The 20,740-nt window shown below is 73.3% G+C and carries 20 protein-coding genes and 1 pseudogene; 7 read left to right on the top strand and 14 right to left on the bottom strand.

Annotated features, from left to right (window positions below; translation table 11 throughout):
- Nucleotides 1-29: 29 nt before the first annotated feature.
- Genes ACQEVU_RS10525 through ACQEVU_RS10510 form a run of 4 tightly spaced genes read right to left on the bottom strand, consistent with a single transcriptional unit; the run spans nt 30 to nt 4,064 of the window.
- Entirely contained in the window at nt 30-995 is a 966-nt protein-coding gene (locus ACQEVU_RS10525; RefSeq protein ID WP_433322519.1) for a hypothetical protein, read from the bottom strand.
- Entirely contained in the window at nt 992-2,086 is a 1,095-nt protein-coding gene (locus tag ACQEVU_RS10520) for a hypothetical protein (protein ID WP_433322517.1), read from the bottom strand. Before ACQEVU_RS10520 ends, ACQEVU_RS10525 begins: the two co-directional genes overlap by 4 nt.
- On the bottom strand, nt 2,083-2,529 hold the full coding sequence (locus ACQEVU_RS10515; protein ID WP_433322515.1) for a DUF4188 domain-containing protein: 447 nt from the start codon (nt 2,527-2,529) through the stop codon (nt 2,083-2,085). Before ACQEVU_RS10515 ends, ACQEVU_RS10520 begins: the two co-directional genes overlap by 4 nt.
- The gene (locus tag ACQEVU_RS10510) at nt 2,526-4,064 is read right to left on the bottom strand and encodes a phenylacetate--CoA ligase family protein (RefSeq protein WP_433322513.1); all 1,539 of its coding nucleotides are present in this window, start codon (nt 4,062-4,064) and stop codon (nt 2,526-2,528) included. Before ACQEVU_RS10510 ends, ACQEVU_RS10515 begins: the two co-directional genes overlap by 4 nt.
- A gap of 76 nt (nt 4,065-4,140) precedes the next feature.
- On the opposite strand from ACQEVU_RS10510, the gene ACQEVU_RS10505 reads away from it, so the two are divergent.
- Nucleotides 4,141-5,754: an amidohydrolase gene (locus ACQEVU_RS10505; protein ID WP_433322511.1), complete on the top strand. Its 1,614-nt coding sequence runs from the start codon at nt 4,141-4,143 to the stop codon at nt 5,752-5,754.
- Nucleotides 5,755-5,785: 31 nt separating this feature from the next.
- Here the strand turns inward: ACQEVU_RS10505 and ACQEVU_RS10500 are convergent, their stop codons facing one another.
- Nucleotides 5,786-6,127 (bottom strand): STAS domain-containing protein, encoded by a 342-nt coding sequence (locus tag ACQEVU_RS10500; protein WP_433322509.1) that lies wholly within the window; start codon nt 6,125-6,127, stop codon nt 5,786-5,788.
- 58 nt (nt 6,128-6,185) lie between these two features.
- Here ACQEVU_RS10500 and ACQEVU_RS10495 point away from each other — a divergent pair, with 58 nt between their 5' ends.
- The gene (locus ACQEVU_RS10495) at nt 6,186-7,406 is read left to right on the top strand and encodes a PP2C family protein-serine/threonine phosphatase (RefSeq protein ID WP_433322507.1); all 1,221 of its coding nucleotides are present in this window, start codon (nt 6,186-6,188) and stop codon (nt 7,404-7,406) included.
- 73 nt (nt 7,407-7,479) lie between these two features.
- Entirely contained in the window at nt 7,480-7,890 is a 411-nt protein-coding gene (locus ACQEVU_RS10490; RefSeq protein WP_433322505.1) for a four-helix bundle copper-binding protein, read from the top strand.
- On the opposite strand, the gene ACQEVU_RS10485 is transcribed toward ACQEVU_RS10490, so the two are convergent.
- A complete protein-coding gene (locus ACQEVU_RS10485; RefSeq protein WP_433322503.1) occupies nt 7,871-8,461 on the bottom strand; it encodes a TetR/AcrR family transcriptional regulator in 591 nt (196 codons plus the stop codon). The genes ACQEVU_RS10490 and ACQEVU_RS10485 overlap by 20 nt on opposite strands.
- A 108-nt stretch (nt 8,462-8,569) precedes the next feature.
- On the opposite strand from ACQEVU_RS10485, the gene ACQEVU_RS10480 reads away from it, so the two are divergent.
- A complete protein-coding gene (locus tag ACQEVU_RS10480) occupies nt 8,570-9,412 on the top strand; it encodes an NAD-dependent epimerase/dehydratase family protein (RefSeq protein WP_433322501.1) in 843 nt (280 codons plus the stop codon).
- On the opposite strand, the gene ACQEVU_RS10475 is transcribed toward ACQEVU_RS10480, so the two are convergent.
- Nucleotides 9,405-10,034 (bottom strand): NADPH-dependent F420 reductase, encoded by a 630-nt coding sequence (locus tag ACQEVU_RS10475; protein WP_433322499.1) that lies wholly within the window; start codon nt 10,032-10,034, stop codon nt 9,405-9,407. The two genes, ACQEVU_RS10480 and ACQEVU_RS10475, sit on opposite strands and share 8 nt — an antisense overlap.
- A 41-nt stretch (nt 10,035-10,075) precedes the next feature.
- Nucleotides 10,076-11,485 carry an MFS transporter gene (locus tag ACQEVU_RS10470; RefSeq protein ID WP_433322497.1) on the bottom strand — a complete coding sequence of 470 codons (1,410 nt, stop codon included), beginning with the start codon at nt 11,483-11,485 and terminating at the stop codon, nt 10,076-10,078.
- A gap of 101 nt (nt 11,486-11,586) precedes the next feature.
- On the opposite strand from ACQEVU_RS10470, the gene ACQEVU_RS10465 reads away from it, so the two are divergent.
- On the top strand, nt 11,587-12,435 hold the full coding sequence (locus ACQEVU_RS10465; protein ID WP_433322495.1) for a helix-turn-helix transcriptional regulator: 849 nt from the start codon (nt 11,587-11,589) through the stop codon (nt 12,433-12,435).
- 44 nt (nt 12,436-12,479) lie between these two features.
- A pseudogene (locus ACQEVU_RS10460) lies at nt 12,480-12,785 on the top strand (DUF998 domain-containing protein); the annotation flags it as partial.
- Between the two features lie 29 nt (nt 12,786-12,814).
- Here the strand turns inward: ACQEVU_RS10460 and ACQEVU_RS10455 are convergent.
- From ACQEVU_RS10455 to ACQEVU_RS10430, 6 genes are read right to left on the bottom strand one after another with little or no spacing between them, the layout of a single operon-like run.
- A complete protein-coding gene (locus ACQEVU_RS10455; protein ID WP_433322493.1) occupies nt 12,815-13,123 on the bottom strand; it encodes an SDR family NAD(P)-dependent oxidoreductase in 309 nt (102 codons plus the stop codon).
- Between the two features lie 19 nt (nt 13,124-13,142).
- On the bottom strand, nt 13,143-13,463 hold the full coding sequence (locus ACQEVU_RS10450) for a DeoR family transcriptional regulator (RefSeq protein WP_433322491.1): 321 nt from the start codon (nt 13,461-13,463) through the stop codon (nt 13,143-13,145).
- A gap of 7 nt (nt 13,464-13,470) precedes the next feature.
- Nucleotides 13,471-14,979 carry a glycoside hydrolase family 36 protein gene (locus tag ACQEVU_RS10445; RefSeq protein WP_433322489.1) on the bottom strand — a complete coding sequence of 503 codons (1,509 nt, stop codon included), beginning with the start codon at nt 14,977-14,979 and terminating at the stop codon, nt 13,471-13,473.
- 30 nt (nt 14,980-15,009) lie between these two features.
- On the bottom strand, nt 15,010-16,347 hold the full coding sequence (locus ACQEVU_RS10440) for an ABC transporter substrate-binding protein (RefSeq protein WP_433322487.1): 1,338 nt from the start codon (nt 16,345-16,347) through the stop codon (nt 15,010-15,012).
- Between the two features lie 18 nt (nt 16,348-16,365).
- Nucleotides 16,366-17,247 carry a carbohydrate ABC transporter permease gene (locus ACQEVU_RS10435; RefSeq protein WP_433322485.1) on the bottom strand — a complete coding sequence of 294 codons (882 nt, stop codon included), beginning with the start codon at nt 17,245-17,247 and terminating at the stop codon, nt 16,366-16,368.
- 11 nt (nt 17,248-17,258) lie between these two features.
- A complete protein-coding gene (locus ACQEVU_RS10430) occupies nt 17,259-18,206 on the bottom strand; it encodes a carbohydrate ABC transporter permease (RefSeq protein ID WP_433334884.1) in 948 nt (315 codons plus the stop codon).
- Nucleotides 18,207-18,388: 182 nt separating this feature from the next.
- Between ACQEVU_RS10430 and ACQEVU_RS10425 the strand changes: the two genes are divergently transcribed.
- On the top strand, nt 18,389-20,737 hold the full coding sequence (locus ACQEVU_RS10425) for a DUF4832 domain-containing protein (protein ID WP_433322483.1): 2,349 nt from the start codon (nt 18,389-18,391) through the stop codon (nt 20,735-20,737).
- The last annotated feature ends 3 nt before the right edge of the window (nt 20,738-20,740 follow it).

The following is a 20,740-nucleotide window of genomic DNA, read 5'->3' as shown; positions in this document are numbered from 1 at the left end:
GCCGCCGTTTCCGCCGGGTCAGGAGGCGCTCAGGCGGCCGCCGCGGGGATCCGCGCCGAGCGGACGGGCTCCCGCAGCGGGCGGCCGGCCCGGAACACGGCCAGGGGCCACTCCCCCGGCGCCGGCTCGAGCAGCGCGGCGAGGCGGGCGGCGGTCGCGTCGCAGTCGATGATCTGGCTCAGCGGGTGTACCGCAAAGCCGCGCTCCGACAGGCCCAGCCACACCCGCAGCAGCGCCCGGCCGTGCTCGACGAGGGCAGCGGGCGACTCGGGCCGCCCGACGAGGACCAGCACGCTGCCGTCGTAGCGCAGCAGGCTGCGGGAGGCGGCGGCGAGCATCGCGGGCGCGCCGAGGCGCCGCGCCACCGGGTACACGACGGGGCTCAGCACCGCGGCGAGGCCCGACGCCTCGGCCCGGGACAGCTCCATCGCCTTGTCGGTGAGGCCGTCGACGGCGTAGCGCGGATGCCGCGGCGACAGGCGCATCCACTGCCGCAGCTCGGCGGCGACGGCCGGCGTGGCGAACATGTGCCGGTCGGCCGCCTCGAGCTGGACCGCGAGCGGGCGGGACGCCAGCGCGCGCAGGTCGGCGCCGGCCGCCACCTCGGCCACGACGGCGGGGTCGAGCGGGCCGGGCTCGTAGGCGCCGCGGGCGCACCGGCGGCGCTCGACGGCGGCCGCCGGGAACGGCGTCGCATACAGGGCTTCGGCCGGCACCAGGCGCGCGACCCGGCGCGCGGGCTCGTCGACGGCGATCTCCGCGCGGACCGGCAGACCGGCGTCGGCGGCGACGATGAGGCACGCCTCGACGAACGCGCCCAGCGACAGGAACAGGTCCCGCCGCGTGGGGTCGGAGTCGGGCAGCGCCCGCTGCGGGTCCCAGTGCACGTCGACGGCGTCGGTGCCGTACCGGATGACCCACGGCTGCGTGTTGTGCGCGCTCGGGGCCCGCCGGCACGCGTCCTCGCGCGCCCGCAGCTCGTCGACCCACGTCATCGGGGACCTCGCTCGTAGAAGGTGTAGCCGTGCAGGATGCGCCCGCCCATCCGGCGGTACTGCGACTGCGAACCCGGGTTGTCCCGCTCGACGTACGTGCTGCGCAGGCTGCGGTAGCCGCCGGCGCGCAGGTTGCGGTGCAGCTCCCGCGACAGCAGGCTCAGGTAGCCCTTGCCCTGCTCGTCCGGCACGGTGCCCTTGATGATGAGGATCGCCTCGCGGCGGTAGCGCCCGCGGGTGGCGAGCAGCCGCAGCTGGTTGAGCAGCCCGAGGCGGCCGCCGGTGCGCATGAAGAACTCCGACACGTCGGGCACGGTGACGATGAACGCGACCGGCCGGCCCCGCTTCTCCAGCCACAGCAGCAGCTTCTCGTCGAGCAGGTAGGCCAGCCCGTCGGTCTGCGCGGCGAGCTCGTCGGCGGAGATCTCGGTGTAGTACCCCAGCTGCGCGAAGCTGGCGTTGAGCATCTCCCGCAGGATCGGCAGCTGCTCCTTGAACCGCTTCCGGGAGCCGTAGCGGATCGCGAGACCCTCGGCGGCCACGCGGGCCTCGTCGAACGGGAACAGCGCGTCGGCGCCGGCGCTGGGCCCGGCCAGGTCGCAGATCCAGGTGTCGGACTCGAACCGGCGGGCGAAGCCGTGCCGCTCGTAGGCGGCCGGGTAGTACGCCGGGTTCCACGCCGAGTCGATGAAGCCGCGCTCGTCGAAGCCCGACGTGATGACGCCGCCGGTCTGGTTCGGCAGCAGCGCGACCGGGCCGAAGAGGGCGTCGGCGCCGGCGCCGTGGCGGTCCATCAGCTCGAACAGGGCCGCGGCGACCTCGTCGTCGTCGGCGAACTCGGTGAGGCCGAACAGCTGGTGGCGGCGGCCGAGCTTGGCGTCGAACTTGGCCTCGGTGTGCAGGCCGGTGCGCCCGACGACCTCGCCGTTGCCGTCGCGGACCACGTAGAGCTCCACCGGGCCGCGCCACCAGCGGGTGATGACGGCGGTGTCGAGGGGCACGTACCGGTCGGCCGGGTGCAGGCGCAGGGGCAGGTCGAGGAACGCCTTGAGCGTGGCGCGGTCCTCCACGCGTACGACATCGAGCGTCACGGCCGGTGCACCGCCGGGCCCTCGGTCTCGCGGGACAGCGCGGTGTACCGCTCGATGTGGGCCATCGTGCTGCCCTCGGCGCGCCAGACGCCGTTGGAGTAGCCGCTCTCCTCGGCGTTGTACAGCCGGATGTAGCCGCCGGTCGCGTTGCGCGTGCCGTGGTCGGTGATCCAGCACATCAGGTCGCGGTGGTGCTTGGTGCGGGCGAACTGCAGCAGCGCGTCGCGGTCGCGGAAGAACGCGATGGTGCCCAGGGTGAAGGGCCACTGCCAGTAGACGGTGTGCCAGCAGTACCCCGGCAGCCGCTTCATCTGGCGCACCATGCGGAACCAGGTGAACGACAGCACGAAGATGGAGTGGGGCCCGCGGTATCGGGTGGCACCCACGAACATCGCGCCGGCCTGGGCCAGCGGGGGTGCCTTGGAGAAGTCGGTGGTCCTCATGAGGCGGCGCTCCGGGCGAGGTAGACGTTCTTGATCTTACCGGTGGCGGCGAAGGGGCCGGTGCCGTGGTCGTGGACGTACACGCGCAGGTCGGCCGAGGTGGGGTCCTCGGCGAGGGACTCGGCGAAGTCGCGGCTGACCTCGGCGAGGTAGCGCAGCACGCCCTGCCGGCAGACGTCGGCGAGCTTGCGCCGCTCGTCGTCGCCCAGGTCCGCGCCGGAGCGCAGCTGCAGGTGTACCGCGGGCCGGCGCTCGAGGTCGTCGTACTCCTCCAGGGTCAGGCAGAACCCCTCCAGGAGATGGGCCTGGTCGTTGCCCTGGTACAGGCCGTTCTCGACGTCCTGCGGGTAGATGTTGGCGCCCATGTACGACACGGTGCTGTCGCGCCGGCCGAAGAGGAACAGCAGCGGCAGCCGCATCCGGTCGACCCGCAGCGCGGCCCGCAGCTCGGCCAGCGCCGCCGGGTCGGCGGAGACCACCTTGACGAGGTCGCCGAAGGAGAGCAGGCGGCCCTCGTCGCCGATGTTGTACCGCGCCTTCGGGGTCATGACGGCGGTGGTGTTGATGGTGCAGAGGATCTCGTCGTCGTCGGTCGTCTCGAGGTACGTCTCCAGGGGGTTGTACTGGAAGACCATCGGCAGCCGGTGCTCGTCGGGCCCGAGCAGCGCGGCCCGCAGGCGCTCGTCGGTGCGCAGCCGGCGGCGCAGCCACACGGTCAGGTCGGTCTCGCCGGCCATGCCGATGGTGAGGTCGCTGGCGCCGTAGCCGGAGCGCACCTTGACGAAGCGCCGCTCGAGGTAGTCGCGCAGCGCCTCCGTCATGCCCTCGCCGCCGACCAGGGCCGACAGCCGGTAGTCCGCCCACGGAAATGCCTCCGCGTCCATGCGGTCGAGCAGGTGCTTGAGGAACGGCGGGTACGCGGTGATGACATAGTCGAAGCCTGGGCCGAAGTGCCGCAGCGTGTCGATGATCTTGTCCAGATCCGGACCGGTGTTCTTCACCATCGCCACCCGCGCCATCGCGATGCCGGTGTTGGTGCCGGTCGCCCACGCCCCCATCGAGTACGCGTTGATGACGAACCGCCGCCGCGACGGGAACACCAGGGTCGTGTACCCGGCGAGGTTCTTGTGCACCGTGCGCAGTTCGCGGCGGCTGCGGATCCAGTTGTACGGCCGGCCGGAGGAGCCGGACGACTCGTCCACGACGCTGCCCTCGATCTCGATGCGCCCCTTCCAGCAGCGCTGCTCCTCGGGGTAGGCCTTGACGTAGGACAGCTTGTCGGTGGGCGGGTAGGACGCCAGCACGAACCACCGGAACTGCCAGCCGTTGCGGCGCAGGAAGTCGCCGTAGGCCGGCACGTCGATCGCCGCGAACTGGCAGGTCATCCACGCGTGCAGCCGGGCGAAGCGGCCCATCCACGGCCGGTAGTTGCGCGCCATGAGGCGCCAGACCGCCGGATGGGCGCGATACACGCCGTAGATCCAGGTCAGCGCGAAGCTGCAGATCCGCAGAAGCCATTGCCGCACGAAGCTCACTCGATCATTGTCCGGCCGGGGGCAACCGGCACGCCTGAGGCTCCCTACTCGGATCGGGTTGAGTACCGTCATCCGCATGGCCGGTACCCTGCTGCGCGCCGCCACCGTATGGGCCGGCCCGTCCTGCACGCCTTCGGCGGGCCCGCTGCTCGTCGACGGCGACCGCATCGGCGCGGATCCCTCGTCCGCGGACGAGGTCGTCGAGCTGCCCGGGGCGCACATCCTGCCGGGGTTCGTCGACTCCCACGCCCACGCGACCGTCACCGCCTGGCAGCCCCGCGGCGTCGACGGCGCGGCCTGGCCCGACCTCGACGCGGCTCTGGGCGCGATCCGGGCCGCCGCGGCGACCGACCCGGCCGCGCCGTGGCTGCTGTACTGGAACGCCCGCCCGTTCGCGTGGCCGCAGCGGCGCCTGCCGAGCGCCGCCGAGCTCGACGCCGCCGCCCCCGGCCGCCGGGTCCTGGTCAGCGGCGTCGACGTCCACCGCGGCGCCCTGTCCACGCCCGCGATGCGCGCCGTCGGGCTCACCACCGCGCGGGCGCGGGCCGGCGACGTCACCCGGGACCGCCGCGGCCGCCCGACCGGCGAGGTGTGGGAGCAGGCCTACGGCGAGGCCCTGGCCCGCGCCCTGGCCGACGTCGCCGACCACGTCAGCGAGTGCGACGCCGACACCCTGGTCCGCCTGGAGCTGGACCGCTGGCTGGCCCACGGCATCACGCACGTCCACGAGGCCTACGTCGCGCCGCAGCACCACGAGCGGATGCTGCGCCTGGCCGCCGCCGGGGCGCCCCGCCTGTCGTGGGCCGTCGGCGCCGCCGAGGGCCTGCTGACGCCGGTGCCCGGCCCGCAGGCGCTGCCGGCCGGCGACTACGGCGCCTCCGCCCGCGAGGCGAAGCTGTTCCTCGACGGCGGCGACCGCTGCGCCCTGCACCTGCCGGCCCGCGCCCTCGGCCGCCTCACCGCCGGCGCCCTGCGCGCCAGTCTGGCCGTGCGCAACGTGGGGCCGCTGCGCGACGCGATGCACCGCCCGGCCCGCGTGCACGGCGGGGAGCTGCGCGTGGAGTACCTGCGCTACCCGGACCGGGAGCTGGCCGACGTCCTGGCCCGGTTCGTCGCCGCCGGCGTGCGCCCCCGGCTGCACGCGCTGGGCAACCTCGCGGTGCGCCAGGCCGCGACCGCCCTGCGCACGATCGGCGCCCCGCCGGGCGCCGCCGTCATCGACCACCTGGTCCTGCTCGACCCGGCCACCACCGACCTGGTCGCCGCGTCGGGCGCCACGGCGACCCTCCAGCCGGGGTTCCTGACCACGTTCGGGCCGCAGATCGTCGGCACGGGCAGCCATCGGTACCTCACCGTGCTCGCCGGCCGCGCCCTGCTCGACGCCGGGGTGCCGCTGACCATCGGCTCCGACCACCCGGCCGGCCCGCTCGACCCGCTGGTCAACCTGCGGCTCGCGGTCGCCCGCACCCTGCCGGACGGCACGCCGCTGCAGCCGGCGCAGGCCCTGACCCCGGCCGAGGCGCTGCGCGGCTACACCACGGCCGCGGCCGCCGCGCTGGGCGCCCCGGGCGCCGGCGGCCTGTCCCCCGGCGAGCCCGCCGACCTGGTCGTCTGCGACGCCGACCCGTTCACCCCCGGTGCCCGGGTGACCCAGACGTGGGTCGCCGGCCGCCGCGTCTGGCCGCGCTGACCGCGTGGCGACGCCCCTGGTCGCCGGGGCGTCACGGCGCGGCCGCGGCCTCCTCGACGCTGCGGTACACGGGCAGGATGCGGTCCAGGTTGGTGATGTCCAGGACCTTCTCGATCATGGGCGGCGCGGCGGCCAGGCGCAGCCAGCCGCCCGCGCCGACCAGCGCGGAGTGGGTGCGCACGAACAGGTTGAGGCCGCTGGAGTCGCACATCGGCGCCTGGCTCAGCTGCAGCACGACGTGCGGGTCGGCCGCCGGGTCCAGGTCGCCCAGGGTGTCCGCGAGCGGGCGGAGCGTGTCGTACATGATCCGGCCGGTGACCTCGACCACCACCGGGTCACCCGGGATCATCCGCACCTCGATCGACTCCGCCACGCCCCGAGCCTAGCGGTCCCGATGGTTCGCGCATCCGGCGGCGGGTACGAGGACGCAGGTGAACGCAGCGAACGACGCCTGGCCGTGGCGCGCGGCGCTGGCCGAACTCGTGCGGCAGACCCGGCTGGCGCAGCCGGACGAGCTGGCCGGCGAGGTCGCCGCGGCGGCCGGGCCGCTCGCCCGCGACGCGTGGATCTACCTGGTGGACCAGGAGCAGCGCGAACTGATCGCGATGCCGCGGCCCGGCGCCGAGTCGCCGCCGTCACTGCCGGTCGAGACCACGCCGGCCGGGCGCGCGTTCATGGCGGTGGAGCCGGTGGCGCAGCCGGGCCGCCTGTGGATGCCGATGCTGGACGGGACCGAGCGCCTCGGCGTGCTGGAGCTGGTCACCGGCGGCGACGCCCGCTTCGACGACGAGGACTTCCTCGCCGGCTGCGACCTGTTCAGCCAGCTCGTCGGCCACCTGATCGCGACCAAGATCCCGTACGGCGACGCGCTGCTCAAGGTGCGCCGCCGGCGCCGTATGTCCGAGGCGTCCGAGCTGGTGTGGCGCCTGCTGCCACCGCTGACCTTCGTGTCGCGCCGCGCGGTCGTCTCCGCGATCCTCGAGCCGTGCTACGAGGTCGGCGGCGACGGCTTCGACTACGCCGCCGACCGCTCGTCGCTGTTCTTCGCGATCTTCGACACCGCCGGGCACCACCTGCGCGCGGGGCTGGGCACGGCCGTGGTGCTGGCCGCCGTGCGGGCGTCCCGGCGCAGCGACGAGGGCCTGGCGGAGATGGCCCGGGCGGCGGACCGGGCGCTGGAGGAGTACCTGCCGGAGCTGCGCTTCACCACGGGCGTGCTCGCCGAGCTGAACCTCGAGTCGGGCCGGCTGCGCTACCTCAACGCCGGCCACCCGCCGCCGCTGCTGCTGCGCCGCGGCCGGGTGGTGCGCGCCCTGGCCGCCGGCCGGCGGATGCCCTTCGGCGTGGCGGACCCGCACCTGGAGATCGCCGAGGATGCGCTGGAGCGCGGCGATCGGCTGCTGCTGTACACCGACGGCGTCACCGAGGCGAGGGACCGCCACGGGGAGGCCTTCGGCGCCGACCGGCTCGCCGTCCTCGCCGAGCGGGAGACCGGCCAGCTCCCGGCCCCGGAGGCCCTGCGCCGGCTCTGCCACGCGGCCCTGGCGCACTACGACGGCCCGCCCGCCGACGACGCCACGCTGATGCTGGTGGAGTGGTCGGCCGAGGCCGTGCGCACGATGCTGCCGGTCCCCTCGGCCGCGCCCGACTGAACCGCGAATGCCGGGCCGGCGGGCGGGTAGGGATGGGCCTGACCGAGCAACCGACCTCTTCCGGGGGTACACCGTGACGGCCACCAGCCTGCCGATGCTGCAGACCTACCCGCAGCCCATCAACCTCGACCGCGAACGGCTCGCCGGCGCGATCGACGCGCTCGTCTCCTGCAGCGAGGCGTGCACGGCGTGCGCGGACGCGTGCCTGAGCGAGAAGGACATCGCCGGGCTCGCCAAGTGCATCCGCACCAACATGGACTGCGCCGACATCTGCGCCGCGACGGCGCGGGTGCTGTCGCGGCACACCGGCTACGACGCCAACATCAGCCGCGCGCTGCTGGACGCCTGCGTGATGGCCTGCGCCAGCTGCGCCGACGAGTGCGAGCGGCACGCGGAGGCGCACGAGCACTGCCGCATCTGCGCCGAGTCCTGCCGCGAGTGCGAGGCGGCCTGCCGCGACCTGCTCACGACGATGTCGTCCTGAGCGACTCGGGCCGGGCCCGCAGGCCGCGCAGGACGACGTCGGCGAAGAAGGCGGCGGTGGCCTCGGCCCGCTCGGGCACCAGGCCGGCCGTGTAGCCGACGCCGCACAGGATGTTGCGCAGGTCGGCGGCGCCGACGCGGGCGTGCAGCACGCCCGCGTCCCAGGCGCGCCCCAGCAGGGCCTCGACCAGCCCGGCCATGTCGGTCATGGCCGCCGCCGTCCGCGGGTCGGCGGCCACCGCCGTCGCGAGCACCTCGCGCACGCCCACGTGCGCGACCTCCATCCGGACCTGGGCCCGGACCACCCGCTCGAGGCCGGCCCACGGGTCGGGGTCCCCGGCCGCCTCGACGAGCTCGGCCCGCAGCTGCTCCAGCGCCTCGAACGCGACGGCCTCCAGCAGCGCCTGGCTGGTCGGAAAGTGCCGGTACACGGTCCCGACCCCGACCCCGGCCCGGCGCGCCAGCGCGTTGAGCGCGACCGGGTGCCCGTCGGCCTCCAGCATCGCGCGCGCCTCGGCCAGCAGGGCGGAGCGGATCCGCAGCGAGTCGGAGCGGGTCGGGGCGGGCGGCATGCCTCGACTATAGCCGAAAGCGGATAGCCCGTCCTATCGGATAGTTCATCCGTTCGTGGTAGCGTCCAGAGCGGATGAACTATCCGATCTCACGGACGGAGCTGACCAATGGACGTCTTCATCACCGGTGCCAGCGGATACGTGGGCGGCGTGGTGACCGGGCGACTGCTCGCGGCCGGGCACCGGGTCGCCGCGCTCGCCCGGTCCGACCGGGCGGCCGAGCGGGTGTCCGCACTCGGCGCCGCGCCGGTCCGCGGCGACCTGCGGGACGCCGCCGCGCTGCGCGAGGCGGCCGGGCGGGCCGACGCCGTCGTGCACGCCGCCGTCGACTACGCCGATCCCGCCATGGCCGAGGCGGAGGCCGTCGCCCTGCGGGCCATGCTCGGCACCATCCCGTTCGTCTACACCAGCACCGGGCTCGTGTACGGGGGCGGGGCGGCGAGCGAGGACGACCCGGTCGACGAGGCGACCTCGGCGCAGCCGCACAAGGTGGCCGGGGAACGGATCGCGCTGGCTGCGGGCGGCACGGTCCTGCGGGTGCCGCTCGTGCACGGGCGGGACGGGTCCGCGCTCATCCAGGGGCTGCTGGCCATGGGCCGGACGCGGGGCATGGTGCCGTACATCGGCGAAGGCACCCAGACGTGGGCCGCCGTCCACGTCGACGACCTCGCCGACCTGTTCCTCCTCGCCCTGGAGAAGCCCCAGCCCGGTGGCGTCTTCAACGCCGCGCCGGGCGACACGTTCCAGATGCGGCGGCTGGCCGAGGCGCTCGCCCTGCGGGCCGGTGCCGCGGCCGTCTCGCTGTCATTGGACGAGGTCGCCGGGGTCGCGCCCCAGCTGGCGGTGCTGGCCCGCGACGGCGCGATGGACGGCGCCCGGGCCCGCTCGGCGTTCGGCTGGGCGCCGCACCGCCCGGCGCTGCTGGACGACGTGCGCGGCGCGGTCAGCTGACGCCGATGCGGGCCCACAGCGTGTCGGCCCACAGGTCGGCGGCGTACACCTCGGTGCCCGGCTCGTGCTTGCGGCCGCCCTCCCCGAGGTGCCCGGCGTCGACCGGCTCGTAGCCGATCTGCTCGATGAGGTCGAACACCTGGCGCTTGGCCTCCGGGTCGTCGCCCGACACCGGGATGCCGTAGCGGCGGTTCGCGCCCGCCGACCGGCCGTGGTCGAGCAGGTGGTCCCAGCGCATCGCGTTGAACGCCTTGACCACGCGGGCGCCGGGCAGGTGGAGTTGCAGCAGCTCGCTGCTCGTCACGCTGCCGTGCTCCAGCCGCTCGTCGCGACCGTCGCGCTCCGGGTCGTAGTTGGTCGCGTCGACGACCGTGTGGCCGGCCAGCGCGGCGGCGGGCAGGTCGCGGTAGTGGCCGAACGGTACGGCGATGATGACGACGCCGCCGTACCGGGCGGCCTGCTCGGCGGTGCGGGCGTGCGCGTGGTGGCCGAGGTGCGCCTCGAGGTCGAGCAGGGTGTCCGGGCCGCGGGAGTTGGCGATCGCGACATCGTCGCCGGCCGCGGTGAAGAGGTGGGCCAGCGTCGAGCCCATGTGACCCGCGCCGATGATGCCGATCTTCATTGCGGCCCCTTACCCGCCGCCGCCCGGATCACGCAACGGCTTCAGCGCCGGGGCAGCCGGGCGGCGGCGATCGCACAGCCGGCGGCGAGCAGGACGCAGGCCGACAAACCGGTCACCGCGCCCGCCTCCCAGCCCGACCGCGCCGACACCGCCACGAACAGCGAGCCGACCGTCGCCACGCCCGCGGCCAGGGCGGCCTGCTGCGCGGTGACCAGCGCCCCGCTCGCCGCGCCCGCGACCGGCGGCGGCACCTTCGCCAGCACCGCGCCGAACAGCGGCACCATCACCAGGCCGCCGAACAGCCCGGCGACCAGCATCGCCGGCGTGACCGACAGCGGGCTCAGGTCCGCGAAGCCCCACCTGACCTGCAGCGCAAGCGCGGCGAGGCCGGCGGCGAACCCGGCGGCGCCGGCCACGATCGCCGCGACGCCGCGGCGGGCCACGATGCGCTGCGCGACCAGCGACATCACCAGGAAGCCGGCCGCCATCGGGGTGAGCCCGAGCCCGGCCCGCAGCGGCGACCAGCCCAGCCCGGACTGCGCGAACACGGCGAAGACGAACATGAACCCGCCCACCGCCGGGAAGTACAGCAGAGCCACCGCCAGCCCCCGCCGCACCGCCGGCTCCCGCAGCAGCGAGGGCGGCAGCATCGGTGCCCGCCGGCCGCCGCGCTCGGCCGCCCGCTGATCGAGCCAGAAACCAAGCCCCAGCAACGGTACGGCGACCAGCCCGCCCACCGTCCACAGTGGCCAGTGCAGCTCCCGGCCCACCGACAGCGGCCCGAGCAGCAGGGCGAGGGTGCCGGCCAGCAGCAGCGCGCCGCGCGGGTCGACGGGCGACGGCGAGCCCGACCGGGACTGCGGCACGAGCCGGGCGGCGAACAGGCCGGCGATCCCGAGGGGCACGTTCACGAGGAAGATCGAGCGCCATCCGGTACCGGCGACGTCGGCCCGCAGCAGCAGCCCGCCGATCAGCTCGCCGGCGACGCTGCCCGCCCCGATCGTGGCGCCGAACAGCCCGAGGGCCCGCACGCGCGGCGCCCCGGTGTACGTGGCCTGGATCGTGGCGAGGACCTGCGGCACCATCGCGCCGGCGGCGACGCCCTGCAGCACCCGGGCGGCGATCAGCGTGCCCGCCGTGGGCGCGATCCCGCACAGCAGCGAGGTGAGCGTGAACGCGGCGAGCCCGAGCACGAACAGCCGCCGCCGGCCGTAGGCGTCGCCCAGCCGCCCGCCGGTGACGAGGCAGCAGGCGTACGCCAGCCCGTACCCGGCGACCACGAACTGCACGGCCGCCGGCCCGGCGCGCAGGTCGGCGCCGATCGACGGCAGCGCAACATTGACGATGAAGAAGTCGACGACGGCGAGAAACTGGGCCAGCAGGATCACGGGCAGCGCCCGCCACGCCGTGGCGGCGGCCGCCGGCTCGGTCCTCGGCAGCGTGAGTGTCATGCGACCAGTCGACGCCGGGCCCGGTACCGGAACCAGTGCGTGGTTATCCAGGTATCGATGCCACCTGGATCGGCCCCCCGGCGCGGGTGCATGCTGGTGACATGCCGGGTCGCCACACCGAGCTCGCCCAGTTCCTGCGCTCCCGCCGCGAGCGCCTCGCGCCGGCCGACTTCGGCCTCCCGGCCGGCCCGCGGCGGCGCACGCCGGGCCTGCGCCGCGAGGAGGTCGCGCAGCTCGCCGGCGTGGGCGTCACGTGGTACACCTGGCTGGAGCAGGGCCGCGAGATCACGGCTTCCGCGCAGGTGCTCGGCGCGGTCGCGCAGACCCTGCGCCTGGACCCGGGCGAACGCTCCCACCTGTTCACCCTCGCGGGCGTCTTCGACAACGCGGCGCCATGCGAGGCGGTGCCCCTGCCCCGGGCCGTCCTCGCCACCATGGAGGCCGTCCGCCCCTTCCCGGCGTACGTCGTGAACGGCCGTTTCGACCTCCTCGCCCACAACCCGGAGGCGGAGGAGATCCTCGGCGGCTTCGCCGGCGTCCCCCCGGCCCGGCTCAACATCATGTGGCTCGCGTTCGTGGAGCGCACGCTGGACGGCCGCATGGTCGAGTTCGACGAGGAGAGCGCGCGGCACGTGGCCCTGTTCCGCGCCTCGATGGCCGACCACCCCGACCACCCGGCGTGGAAGCGCCTGCGCGACGACCTGCTGGCCGCGTCGCCGATGTTCCGGGAGTACTGGGAGCGCTACGACGTCGGCCGCCCGATGGTGCGCCACAAGACGTTCCTGCACCCGCGGGCCGGTCGCATCAGCGTGGAGACGGCGAGCTTCACCATCAACGGCGGCCCGCCCCTGGCCCGCCTGGTCGTGTACTCCCCCGCCGACGAGTCCTCGGAAGCCGCCATGCACGCCCTGGTCCTCACCCCCGACGCCGCGTCGGTCGCCCCGGCCTGACCCCCGCAGCGTTGACATGTGACCAACGGGTCACCTTTCCGGGCATGACCGACATCGGACGCCGGCCGTCGGCCGGCTCGTTGCTGCTCGCCGGGGCCGTCTCCGGGCCGCTGTTCGTGGTGCTCGTGCTCGTGCAGGCCGCCACCCGGGACGGGTTCGACCCGGCCCGGCATCCGCTCAGCTCGCTCGCGCTCGGCGACCACGGCCGGCTCCAGATCGCCAACTTCGTCGTGTGCGGCGTCCTCGCGATGGCCGGCGCCGCCGGGCTGCGGCGGGCGCCCAGTCCGGGGCGGGCGAGCACCTGGGGGCCGTGGCTCGTCGGAGCCGGCGGCGCCGCGCTCGTCGTCGCCGGGGTGTTCCCCGCCGACCCCGTCAACGGCTACCCGGCCGGGGCGTCCGCCATGGAGCACCACTCGGCGGGGGGACGCGGGGCCCGGAACCGCGACTGCCGCCCGTGCCGCTCGAGGACCACGTTGCCGGCGTTGGCGGCCGCGGCGTCGTCGGCCACGTCGAGCTCGAGGACCTCGACGCGGGCCGGCGCGAGCCCGGCCGCCGCGCGGGCGCCCTTCGCCGCCGACCGGGCGCCGAGCAGCACCGTCCAGCCCCGCTCGGCGAGCCGGCGCGTCACCTCGAGGCCGATGCCCCGGTTCGCCCCGGTCACCAGCGCCACCCGCTCCTCGGTACCCATACGGCGATCCTACGGACCGTCACTGGGCCCGGCGGAGCCGTTCGCAGGCGTCCAGGGCCTGGTACAGCGCGCGCTCGACCCCGTTCAGGTCGCTGCGGGCCAGGGCCGTGCGGACCCGCGCCACGGAGGCGACCAGCAGGCGGGTCTCGCCGCGCGGGGCCGGTGGGCGGGTGGCGCCGCCGCGGATCCGCGTGATGGCGCCGCTCGTGGCCAGGCGGGCCAGGTCGCGGCGGGTGGTGGCCAGCGACGCCCCCGTCGCGTCGCGGACCTCGGTGAGCGTCACGTACTCGCGCTGGGCCAGCAGCTCGATGATGCGTTGGTGCCGGAGGGCGGGCAGCACGGCGGGCTCACGAGATCGGGTAGAGCTGGCCGCCGGTGTCCGACGCGACCGCGGGCGTGAAGTCGACCTCGCGGCCGTCGACCGTGAACCGGTACCGCGCCAGGCGGCGCACCGCCGGCGTGCGGTCCAGGTACTCCCGCAGCTGCTCCAGCTCCGCCGGCGTGAGCCAGCTGGGCGGGTCGGACACGGCCCGGAAGCCGCACACGTCCGCGAGGTCCCGCAGCCACTGCAGCTGCTGCGGGGTCAGCAGGTTGAGCTTGCTGCGGAAGTACACGACGTCCGGGTCGACCTCGGCCAGCGGGGACTGCCACAGGCGGTGGACGCTGTTGACGACGGCGTTTCGGGCCGTGGCGTCCGACGGGTCGACCGAGGCGTAGTTGTCCCACATCGGGGCCACGTCGGGGCCGCTGCGCAGGCCGTCGAGCAGGCCCAGCGAGGGCAGCAGGATGGCGCCGGAGCCCAGGAGGTACACGTCGTCGCCGGCGGTCTCGCGGATCACCCGGAGGGCCTCGCGGTAGATGCGCTCGCGGTCGCGGCCGGGGAGGTGGACGGCCGCGGCGTTGATGAAGTCGAGCTTGAGGTAGCGGAAGCCCCACTCGTGCACGACCTTGTGCACCAGCGCGGCGACGTGGTCGAGGGCCTCGGCCCGGGCCAGGTCCAGGGCGTAGTACGGGCCGCCCCAGTTGTAGCCGGCGACGACCGGCTCGCCGGAGCCGTCCCGCAGCAGCAGCGACGGCTGCGAGCGGGCCACGCGCGAGTGGGGCAGCGCGATGAACGGGGCCAGCCACAGGCCCGGCGTGAAGCCCGCGTCGGTGATGCGCTCGGCCAGGGCGCGCATGCCGCTGGGGAACTTCGCGTTGGGCTCCCAGTCGCCGACCAGCTCCTCCCACCCGTCGTCGATCTGCACGACGTCGAAGGGCAGGCCGGTCAGGTCGGCGACGTCCTTGGCGAGCTGGGTCTCGGTGACGTTCTCGTAGTAGGCGTACCAGCTGCACCACACGTTGCCGGCGCGGTTGCGCCCGGCGCCGAAGCGGGCCGCGAGCTGGTCGGTGTAGGCCCGGAAGACCTCCTCCTCCGGGCCGTAGGCCAGGAACCACTCGGATCCGGATGCATTGGGCCGTCCGGTGGCGTACCAGCCGGTGAGGGTGTCGTGGTCGGCGGTGAGCCGCGGGGTGTCCAGGCCGAGGGCGCCGAGCAGCAGCGTCCCGCCGTCGGGGCCCTGCAGCGCGGCGACCGCCGAGCCGTGGTGGCGGCCCGGGTCGTCGAAGGCCGGGTCGTCGGCGGTGACGAGCCGGGTCGGGTTGGGGATGCGCAGCGGCGGCTCGCTCAGCCGCCGCCAGCCGCACGGGCTCCACGAGTTGTGCCCGTGCCGGTAGAAGGAGGCGTCGCCGAGCCCGTGCAGGATCGCGACCCGGCCCGGGGGCAGCAGGAGGCCGCCCGGTACGGACTGGGGTGTCCCGTCGCCGGAGTGCTGGAGGGCGAAGTGGCGTCTGCCGAGCTCGACGACCTGAGCCATTGTTCTCCTTAGAGCTGAGATACGTGCCGTTTATTTGAAGAGCGCGTTGACCTGGTCGTTCGCCTTCTTCAGGGCGTCGGCCGGGGAGGACTGGCCGAGGACCGCGCCCTGCAGGGCGTCCTGGACGATCTGGGAGACCTCGTTGCCGTGGTCGGTGATCGGCAGGAAGAACGTGCCGCCGGGGGCGGAGGCCTCGTCGGTGAACACGTGCACGTCGCGGCCGGCCGCCTTGTGCGCGGCGAGGGCCTTGTCGGTGGCCGACTTGATGGCCGGGAAGACGACCGCCTTCTCACCCACGATGTCCTGGCAGGCGGACGAGCCGAGGAACTTCACCCAGGCCCAGGCCTCGTTCGGGTGCTTGGTGCCGGCGTAGATCGCGTCGGAGAGGCCGTTGATGGGGGTCTTGCGCCCGGTCGGACCCTGCGGCAGCGGCGCGAAGGCGTACTTCTGCTTCGCCCCGTCACCCAGGTACGAGCCGATCGTCCAGGAGCCGACGATGGTGTACGCCCCGTTGCCCGCGTCCATGACGGCGTCGCGGCTGAGGGTGGACTGCTTGTCGAACTTCGGGGCGTAGCCCGCGTCCATGATGTGCTTGAACCAGGTGATGGTCGCGGCCAGCTTCGGGTCGTCGTAGTTGTAGTGGGTGCCCCACGGGTTCTTGTCCGTGTACGTGAAGCCGTTGGAGACGGCCAGGTCGCCCCAGCCGTTCTGGCCCTGCGAGCCGTCGGCCCACTCCGGCAGGAAGCCGTAGACCTTCACGTGGGCCTTGTCGAAGGCCGGGTCCAGGCCGTTCTTGCCGTTGGCGTCCACGGTGGCCCTGGCGATCGCCTGCTCGAACGTGCCGCCGTCGGCCGGGTTCCAGGTGAGCTTGTCCAGGCCGGTGGCGTCGGTGACGTACTTGGTGTTGTAGACCAGGGCCATCGTGTCCCAGTCCTTCGGCAGCCCGTAGCGCTTGCCGTCCTTGACGAACAGGTCGGCCAGGCCCGCCTGGTACTGGCTCAGGTCGACCTTGTCCTTGTCGACGAAGGGCTGGATGTCGAGGATCTGGTTGCTGGTGACGAACTGCGGATAGTAGGAGGCGTGGTCGGTCCAGACGTCGGGGGCCGAGCCGCTGGCCAGCTGGGTGGTGAGGTTCTGCCAGTACTGCGCCCACGCCGTCTGCGAGATCTTGACGGTGACGTTCGGGTTGGCCTTGCTGAACTCGTCGGCGCAGGCCTGGTAGGCCGGCTGCTGCTTGTCGTCCCACAGCCAGTAGTTGAGGGTGACCTTGCCGCCGTCGGCGGCGTCGTCGGTGCCCGAGCAGGCGGCCAGCGGTAGGGCGAGCGCCGCGGCGGTGAGCACCGCCGCCGTGCGGGATGTTCTCAACACGGGGGTGTCCCTTCGACGTTACTTGATGCCGGTGAAATTGAGGGATTGCACCAGCCGCTTGCCCAGGAAGATGAGCAGCGCGAGGACGGGCAGGACGGACAGCGTGGAGGCGGCCATGAGCCCGGTCCAGTCCGGCTGGGTGTTCGGGGACTGCTGGAGAAACACGCCGAGCGCCACGGTGAGCACCCGGGTCTGCTCCCCGCGGCCGACGAGCAGCGGCCACAGGAAGTCCTTCCACGCCCACACCGAGGTGGTGAGCGCGATCGTGATGAGCGGCCCGCGGCTCATCGGCATGACGACCCGCCAGAAGATGCCCCAGCGCCCGGCGCCGTCGATCGTCGCCGCCTCCTCCACCTCGTGCGGGATGGACAGGAAGAACTGGCGCAGGAAGAACACCGCGAACGGGGTCATCAGCAGGTTCGGCGCGACCATGCCGAGGAAGTTGTCGATGAGGCCGAGGCCCTTCACCAGCGTGAAGTTGGGCAGCAGGGTGAAGATGGGCGGGACCATCAGCGCCGCGATGAGCACGCCGAAGAGCAGGTCCCGGCCGGGGAAGCGCAGCCGGGCGAAGGCGTAGCCGGCCAGGGCGCAGCAGAAGGTCTGCACGGTCGCGATGAGCGCGCAGTAGACGATGGAGTTCAGGGTGTACCGCACGAAGTCGATCTGCGCGCCGGAGCCCCCGGCCTTGCGCGCGGTGTCCGCGTCGACGAAGCCGAGCACCCGCCAGAAGTTGATCATCGTGGGGTGGGACGGGAACACGGCCCCGGCGTCGGCGTACAGGTCGGCGTCGGGGGTGAGCGCGGTGCGCACCATCCAGTAGAACGGCGCGACGGTGAGCACCAGGAACGCGATCAGGACGGTCCAGGCCAGCAGCCGGCCCAGGCGGAAGCGGCGGGTCATCGCGGGCCCTCTCAGGTCAGGTCGGATCGGGAGGCGCGCAGCAGCCACATCTGCACGGCGGTCAGCACGCCGAGGATGACCACGAGCACCATCGCGGCCGCGGAGGCGTAGCCCATGTGGAAGTACCGGAACGCCTGCTCGTAGATGTAGTAGTAGATGACCCGGGTCCCGCCGGCCGGGTCGCCCTTCGTCGTGACGGCCACGGTGTCGAAGATCTGGAACGAGCCGATCAGCGACACCACGAGCACCAGGGCCAGGATCGGGCGCAGCAGCGGCAGCGTGATCCGCCGGAACATCCGCCACTCACCCGCACCGTCCAGCGCCGCGCTCTCGTAGAGGTGCGGCGGGATCTGCAGCATGCCCGCGTAGAGCAGCAGGGCGGTGTACCCGGTGTACGCCCACGTGTTCATGAGCCCGACCGCCGGCAGCGCCCACGTCGGCGAGTTCAGGAACGCCGTCTTCGGCAGGCCCAGGCCCACCAGCAGGTGGTTGACGAAGCCGAGGTCGGCGTCGAGCAGCCACCGCCACACCAGCGCGACGGTCACGTTCGGCACCAGCCAGGGCAGCAGCATCGTGGCCCGCACGACCACGCTGCGGGTCAGCCGGTGCATGAGCGCGGCCAGGCCGAGCGCGAGCAGCGTCTGCGAGCCGATGTTGACGACCACGTAGTAGGCGGTCACCTTCAGCGCGTTCCAGAACTGGGTGTCGTCGACGAGGTGGGCGTAGTTGTCGCCGCCGACGAACTTCGGCGTGTTGAGCAGGCTGTAGTCGGTGAACGAGTACCAGACGCCGCGGACGGTCGGGTACAGGTAGAACACCGCGAAGCCGATGAGCACCGGCGCCAGGAACAGCCAGGCGACCCGCCGGTCGTCCCCGGCCCGGCGGCGCGGCGCGGGCGCGTCCGCCCCGTCGGGCGGATCCGGCACCGTTGCGGTGGCCACCGCAACGGTGTTACGCATCGTCACGATCCGACCTCGTTTCATTGAGGAACAGCTGATCGAAGATCTTCAAAATTGATGTCTTGCGGCGGGGGGTGGGCGGTCGCTAATAATGATGAAGCTCATGGAAACTTTGTCAACACCTCCTCGTATCGATTCGCCGTGCGAGGAGTCCGCCACCCCATCTCGTGGGAGGAACATCCATGCGCACCACCCCGCGGTGGCGCCGCTTAGCGCGCGCTGTCGTCACTTGCACGGTCGCCGCCACGGCCGTGCTCGTCCTCGGCCCGAGCGGCAGCGCCGCCGCGTTCACGGCCGTCCCCGCCGGTCCGCCCGCCCGGCCGGCCGCGCCCGGATCGCCCGGCGCGGGCCTGACCGACCACCCGCTGACCGCCGCCCCGAGCCCGCTGGACAACCCGCTCAAGGGCTTCGCCCGCTTCTACTTCCCCGGCGACAACCAGAACTCCGGCTACCCGCGCTCGCTCGCCTGGAGCTACTTCGGCCTGTCCGAGGTCATGACCAGCGCGACCGACTGCGGCAGCTACAACTGGTCCATCGTGGACAGTGCGCTGAACGAGATCGCCTCGTACGGCAACCAGGCCGCCATCCGGTTCTACATGGAGTACCCGGGCGGGACCGGCAGCCACCCCGGCAACGCCATCCCGCACTGCTTCGACGGGCACGTCACCTACCGCAACAACACCTACTGGGGCACCGTCTCCCCCGACTACGACAGCCCGTACCTGCTCAGCGCCGTGCAGAACTTCATCGCCGCGTTCGGCGCCCGCTACGACGGCGACCCGCGCATCGGCTTCATCAACCTCGGCCTCGTCGGGCTGTGGGGCGAGTGGCACACGTGGCCGTTCGACACCGACACCGCCGACGGCTACCCCAACCTCATGCCGACCGACGCCCACGCGGCGCAGATCGTCGCCGCGTTCGACGCCGCCTTCAACACCACCAAGCTCGAGATCCGCTACCCGGACTCGGCCGGCGGCGCCGCCAACGCCCGCGACATCGGCTACCACGACGACTCCTTCTGCTACAAGGAGGGCTCGCCGCTGGCCGGCGTCACCCTGCCGCAGTCCCTCGGCGGCGCGAGCTACGCCCAGCTGCAGCGCGCGCTGAACCAGGGCGTCGAGAACAAGTGGATCACCGACTCGATGGGCGGCGAGGTGCGCCCGGAGATCCAGAGCTCGGCGTTCACGTCGTGGCCCGGCGGCTCCGGCCAGGTCGACAACATGAAGGCCTGCATCGAGCTCGAGCACACCACGTGGAAGATCAACCAGACCAGCCAGAGCTACTCGCCGACCGACCCGAACGTGGCCGCGGCCGTGCGGCTCATGGGCTACGACCTCAGCGCCACCCACGCGTACTACGCCAACAGCGTCTCCGGCAGCACCGCCACCGTCGGCGTCACCATCGCCAACAACGGCGTGGCCCCGTTCTACTACCCGTGGACGGTGACGCTGGGGCTCAAGAACAGCGCCGGCACGGTCGTGAAGACCTGGGACACGCCCTGGGACCTGCGCACCGTGATGCCGCTGAAGATCCGGGCCTTCCCGGACTGGAACGTCGGCGCCGACCCCACCTACCGGGACTTCGGCTACCCGCAGTACTTCCAGAGCAGCGTGAGCCTCAGCGGCGTCGCGTCCGGCTCCTACCAGCTCGTCCTGCGGGTGAAGAACCCGCTGGAGGCGCTGAGCCCGGCGGCGAAGAAGCTGCGCTTCGGCAACGCCACCCAGAACGCCGACGGCTGGCTCGGCCTCGGCTCGATCGGCGTCGGCACCGGCGGTGGCGGCCCCGACACCACCCCGCCGTCGGCCCCCACCGGCCTGGCGTCGACGGGCGCCACCACGACGTCGATCTCGCTGTCGTGGAACGCGTCCAGCGACGACGTCGGCGTCACCGGCTACCAGGTGTTCCGCAACGGCACGCAGGTCGGTACCCCGACCGGCACGACGTTCACGGACACCGGGCTGACGGCCGGCTCCTACACCTACACGGTCAAGGCCCGCGACGCCGCCGGCAACGTGTCGGCCGCCTCGGCGCCGCTCACCGCCAGCACGTCGAGCACGCCGCCGCCCCCGCCCGGCCTGGTGCTCGACGACTTCGACGGCACGCCGGCCTACCCGTCGGCCGCCCAGAACGACCTGCACAAGTGGACCGGCGGCAACTGCTTCCTCAACGGCGGCGGCAACGGCGTCGTCTCCGGCGGGGCGCTCGCGCTGCAGTACAACAACTGTGGCTGGTTCGGCAGCGACGTCAACCAGGACGTGTCCGCGTACCAGTACCTCGTCGTGCGCATCAAGGGCGCGAGCGGCGGCGAGCAGACGCAGTTCAACCTGAGCCTCGGCGGCACCACGAAGGTCTTCGGCGACTACACCCTGGACGGCGGCGGCCACCCGGCCATCACCACCGCCTACCAGGACATCAAGATCCCGATGGCCGCCAACGGCATCAGCCGCACCAGCCCGGCCCAGCTCGCGATGGGCTTCTGGTACGGCGGCAACAGCACCATCACCATCGACAGCTTCTCCTTCAGCAACTGAGAC

Origin of the sequence: Dactylosporangium sp. CA-139066 (genome assembly GCF_050936175.1) — a bacterium.
GTDB lineage: Bacteria > Actinomycetota > Actinomycetes > Mycobacteriales > Micromonosporaceae > Dactylosporangium.
Note: the sequence above shows the minus strand (reverse complement) of the source record. Positions and strands in the feature narration are given on the sequence as shown.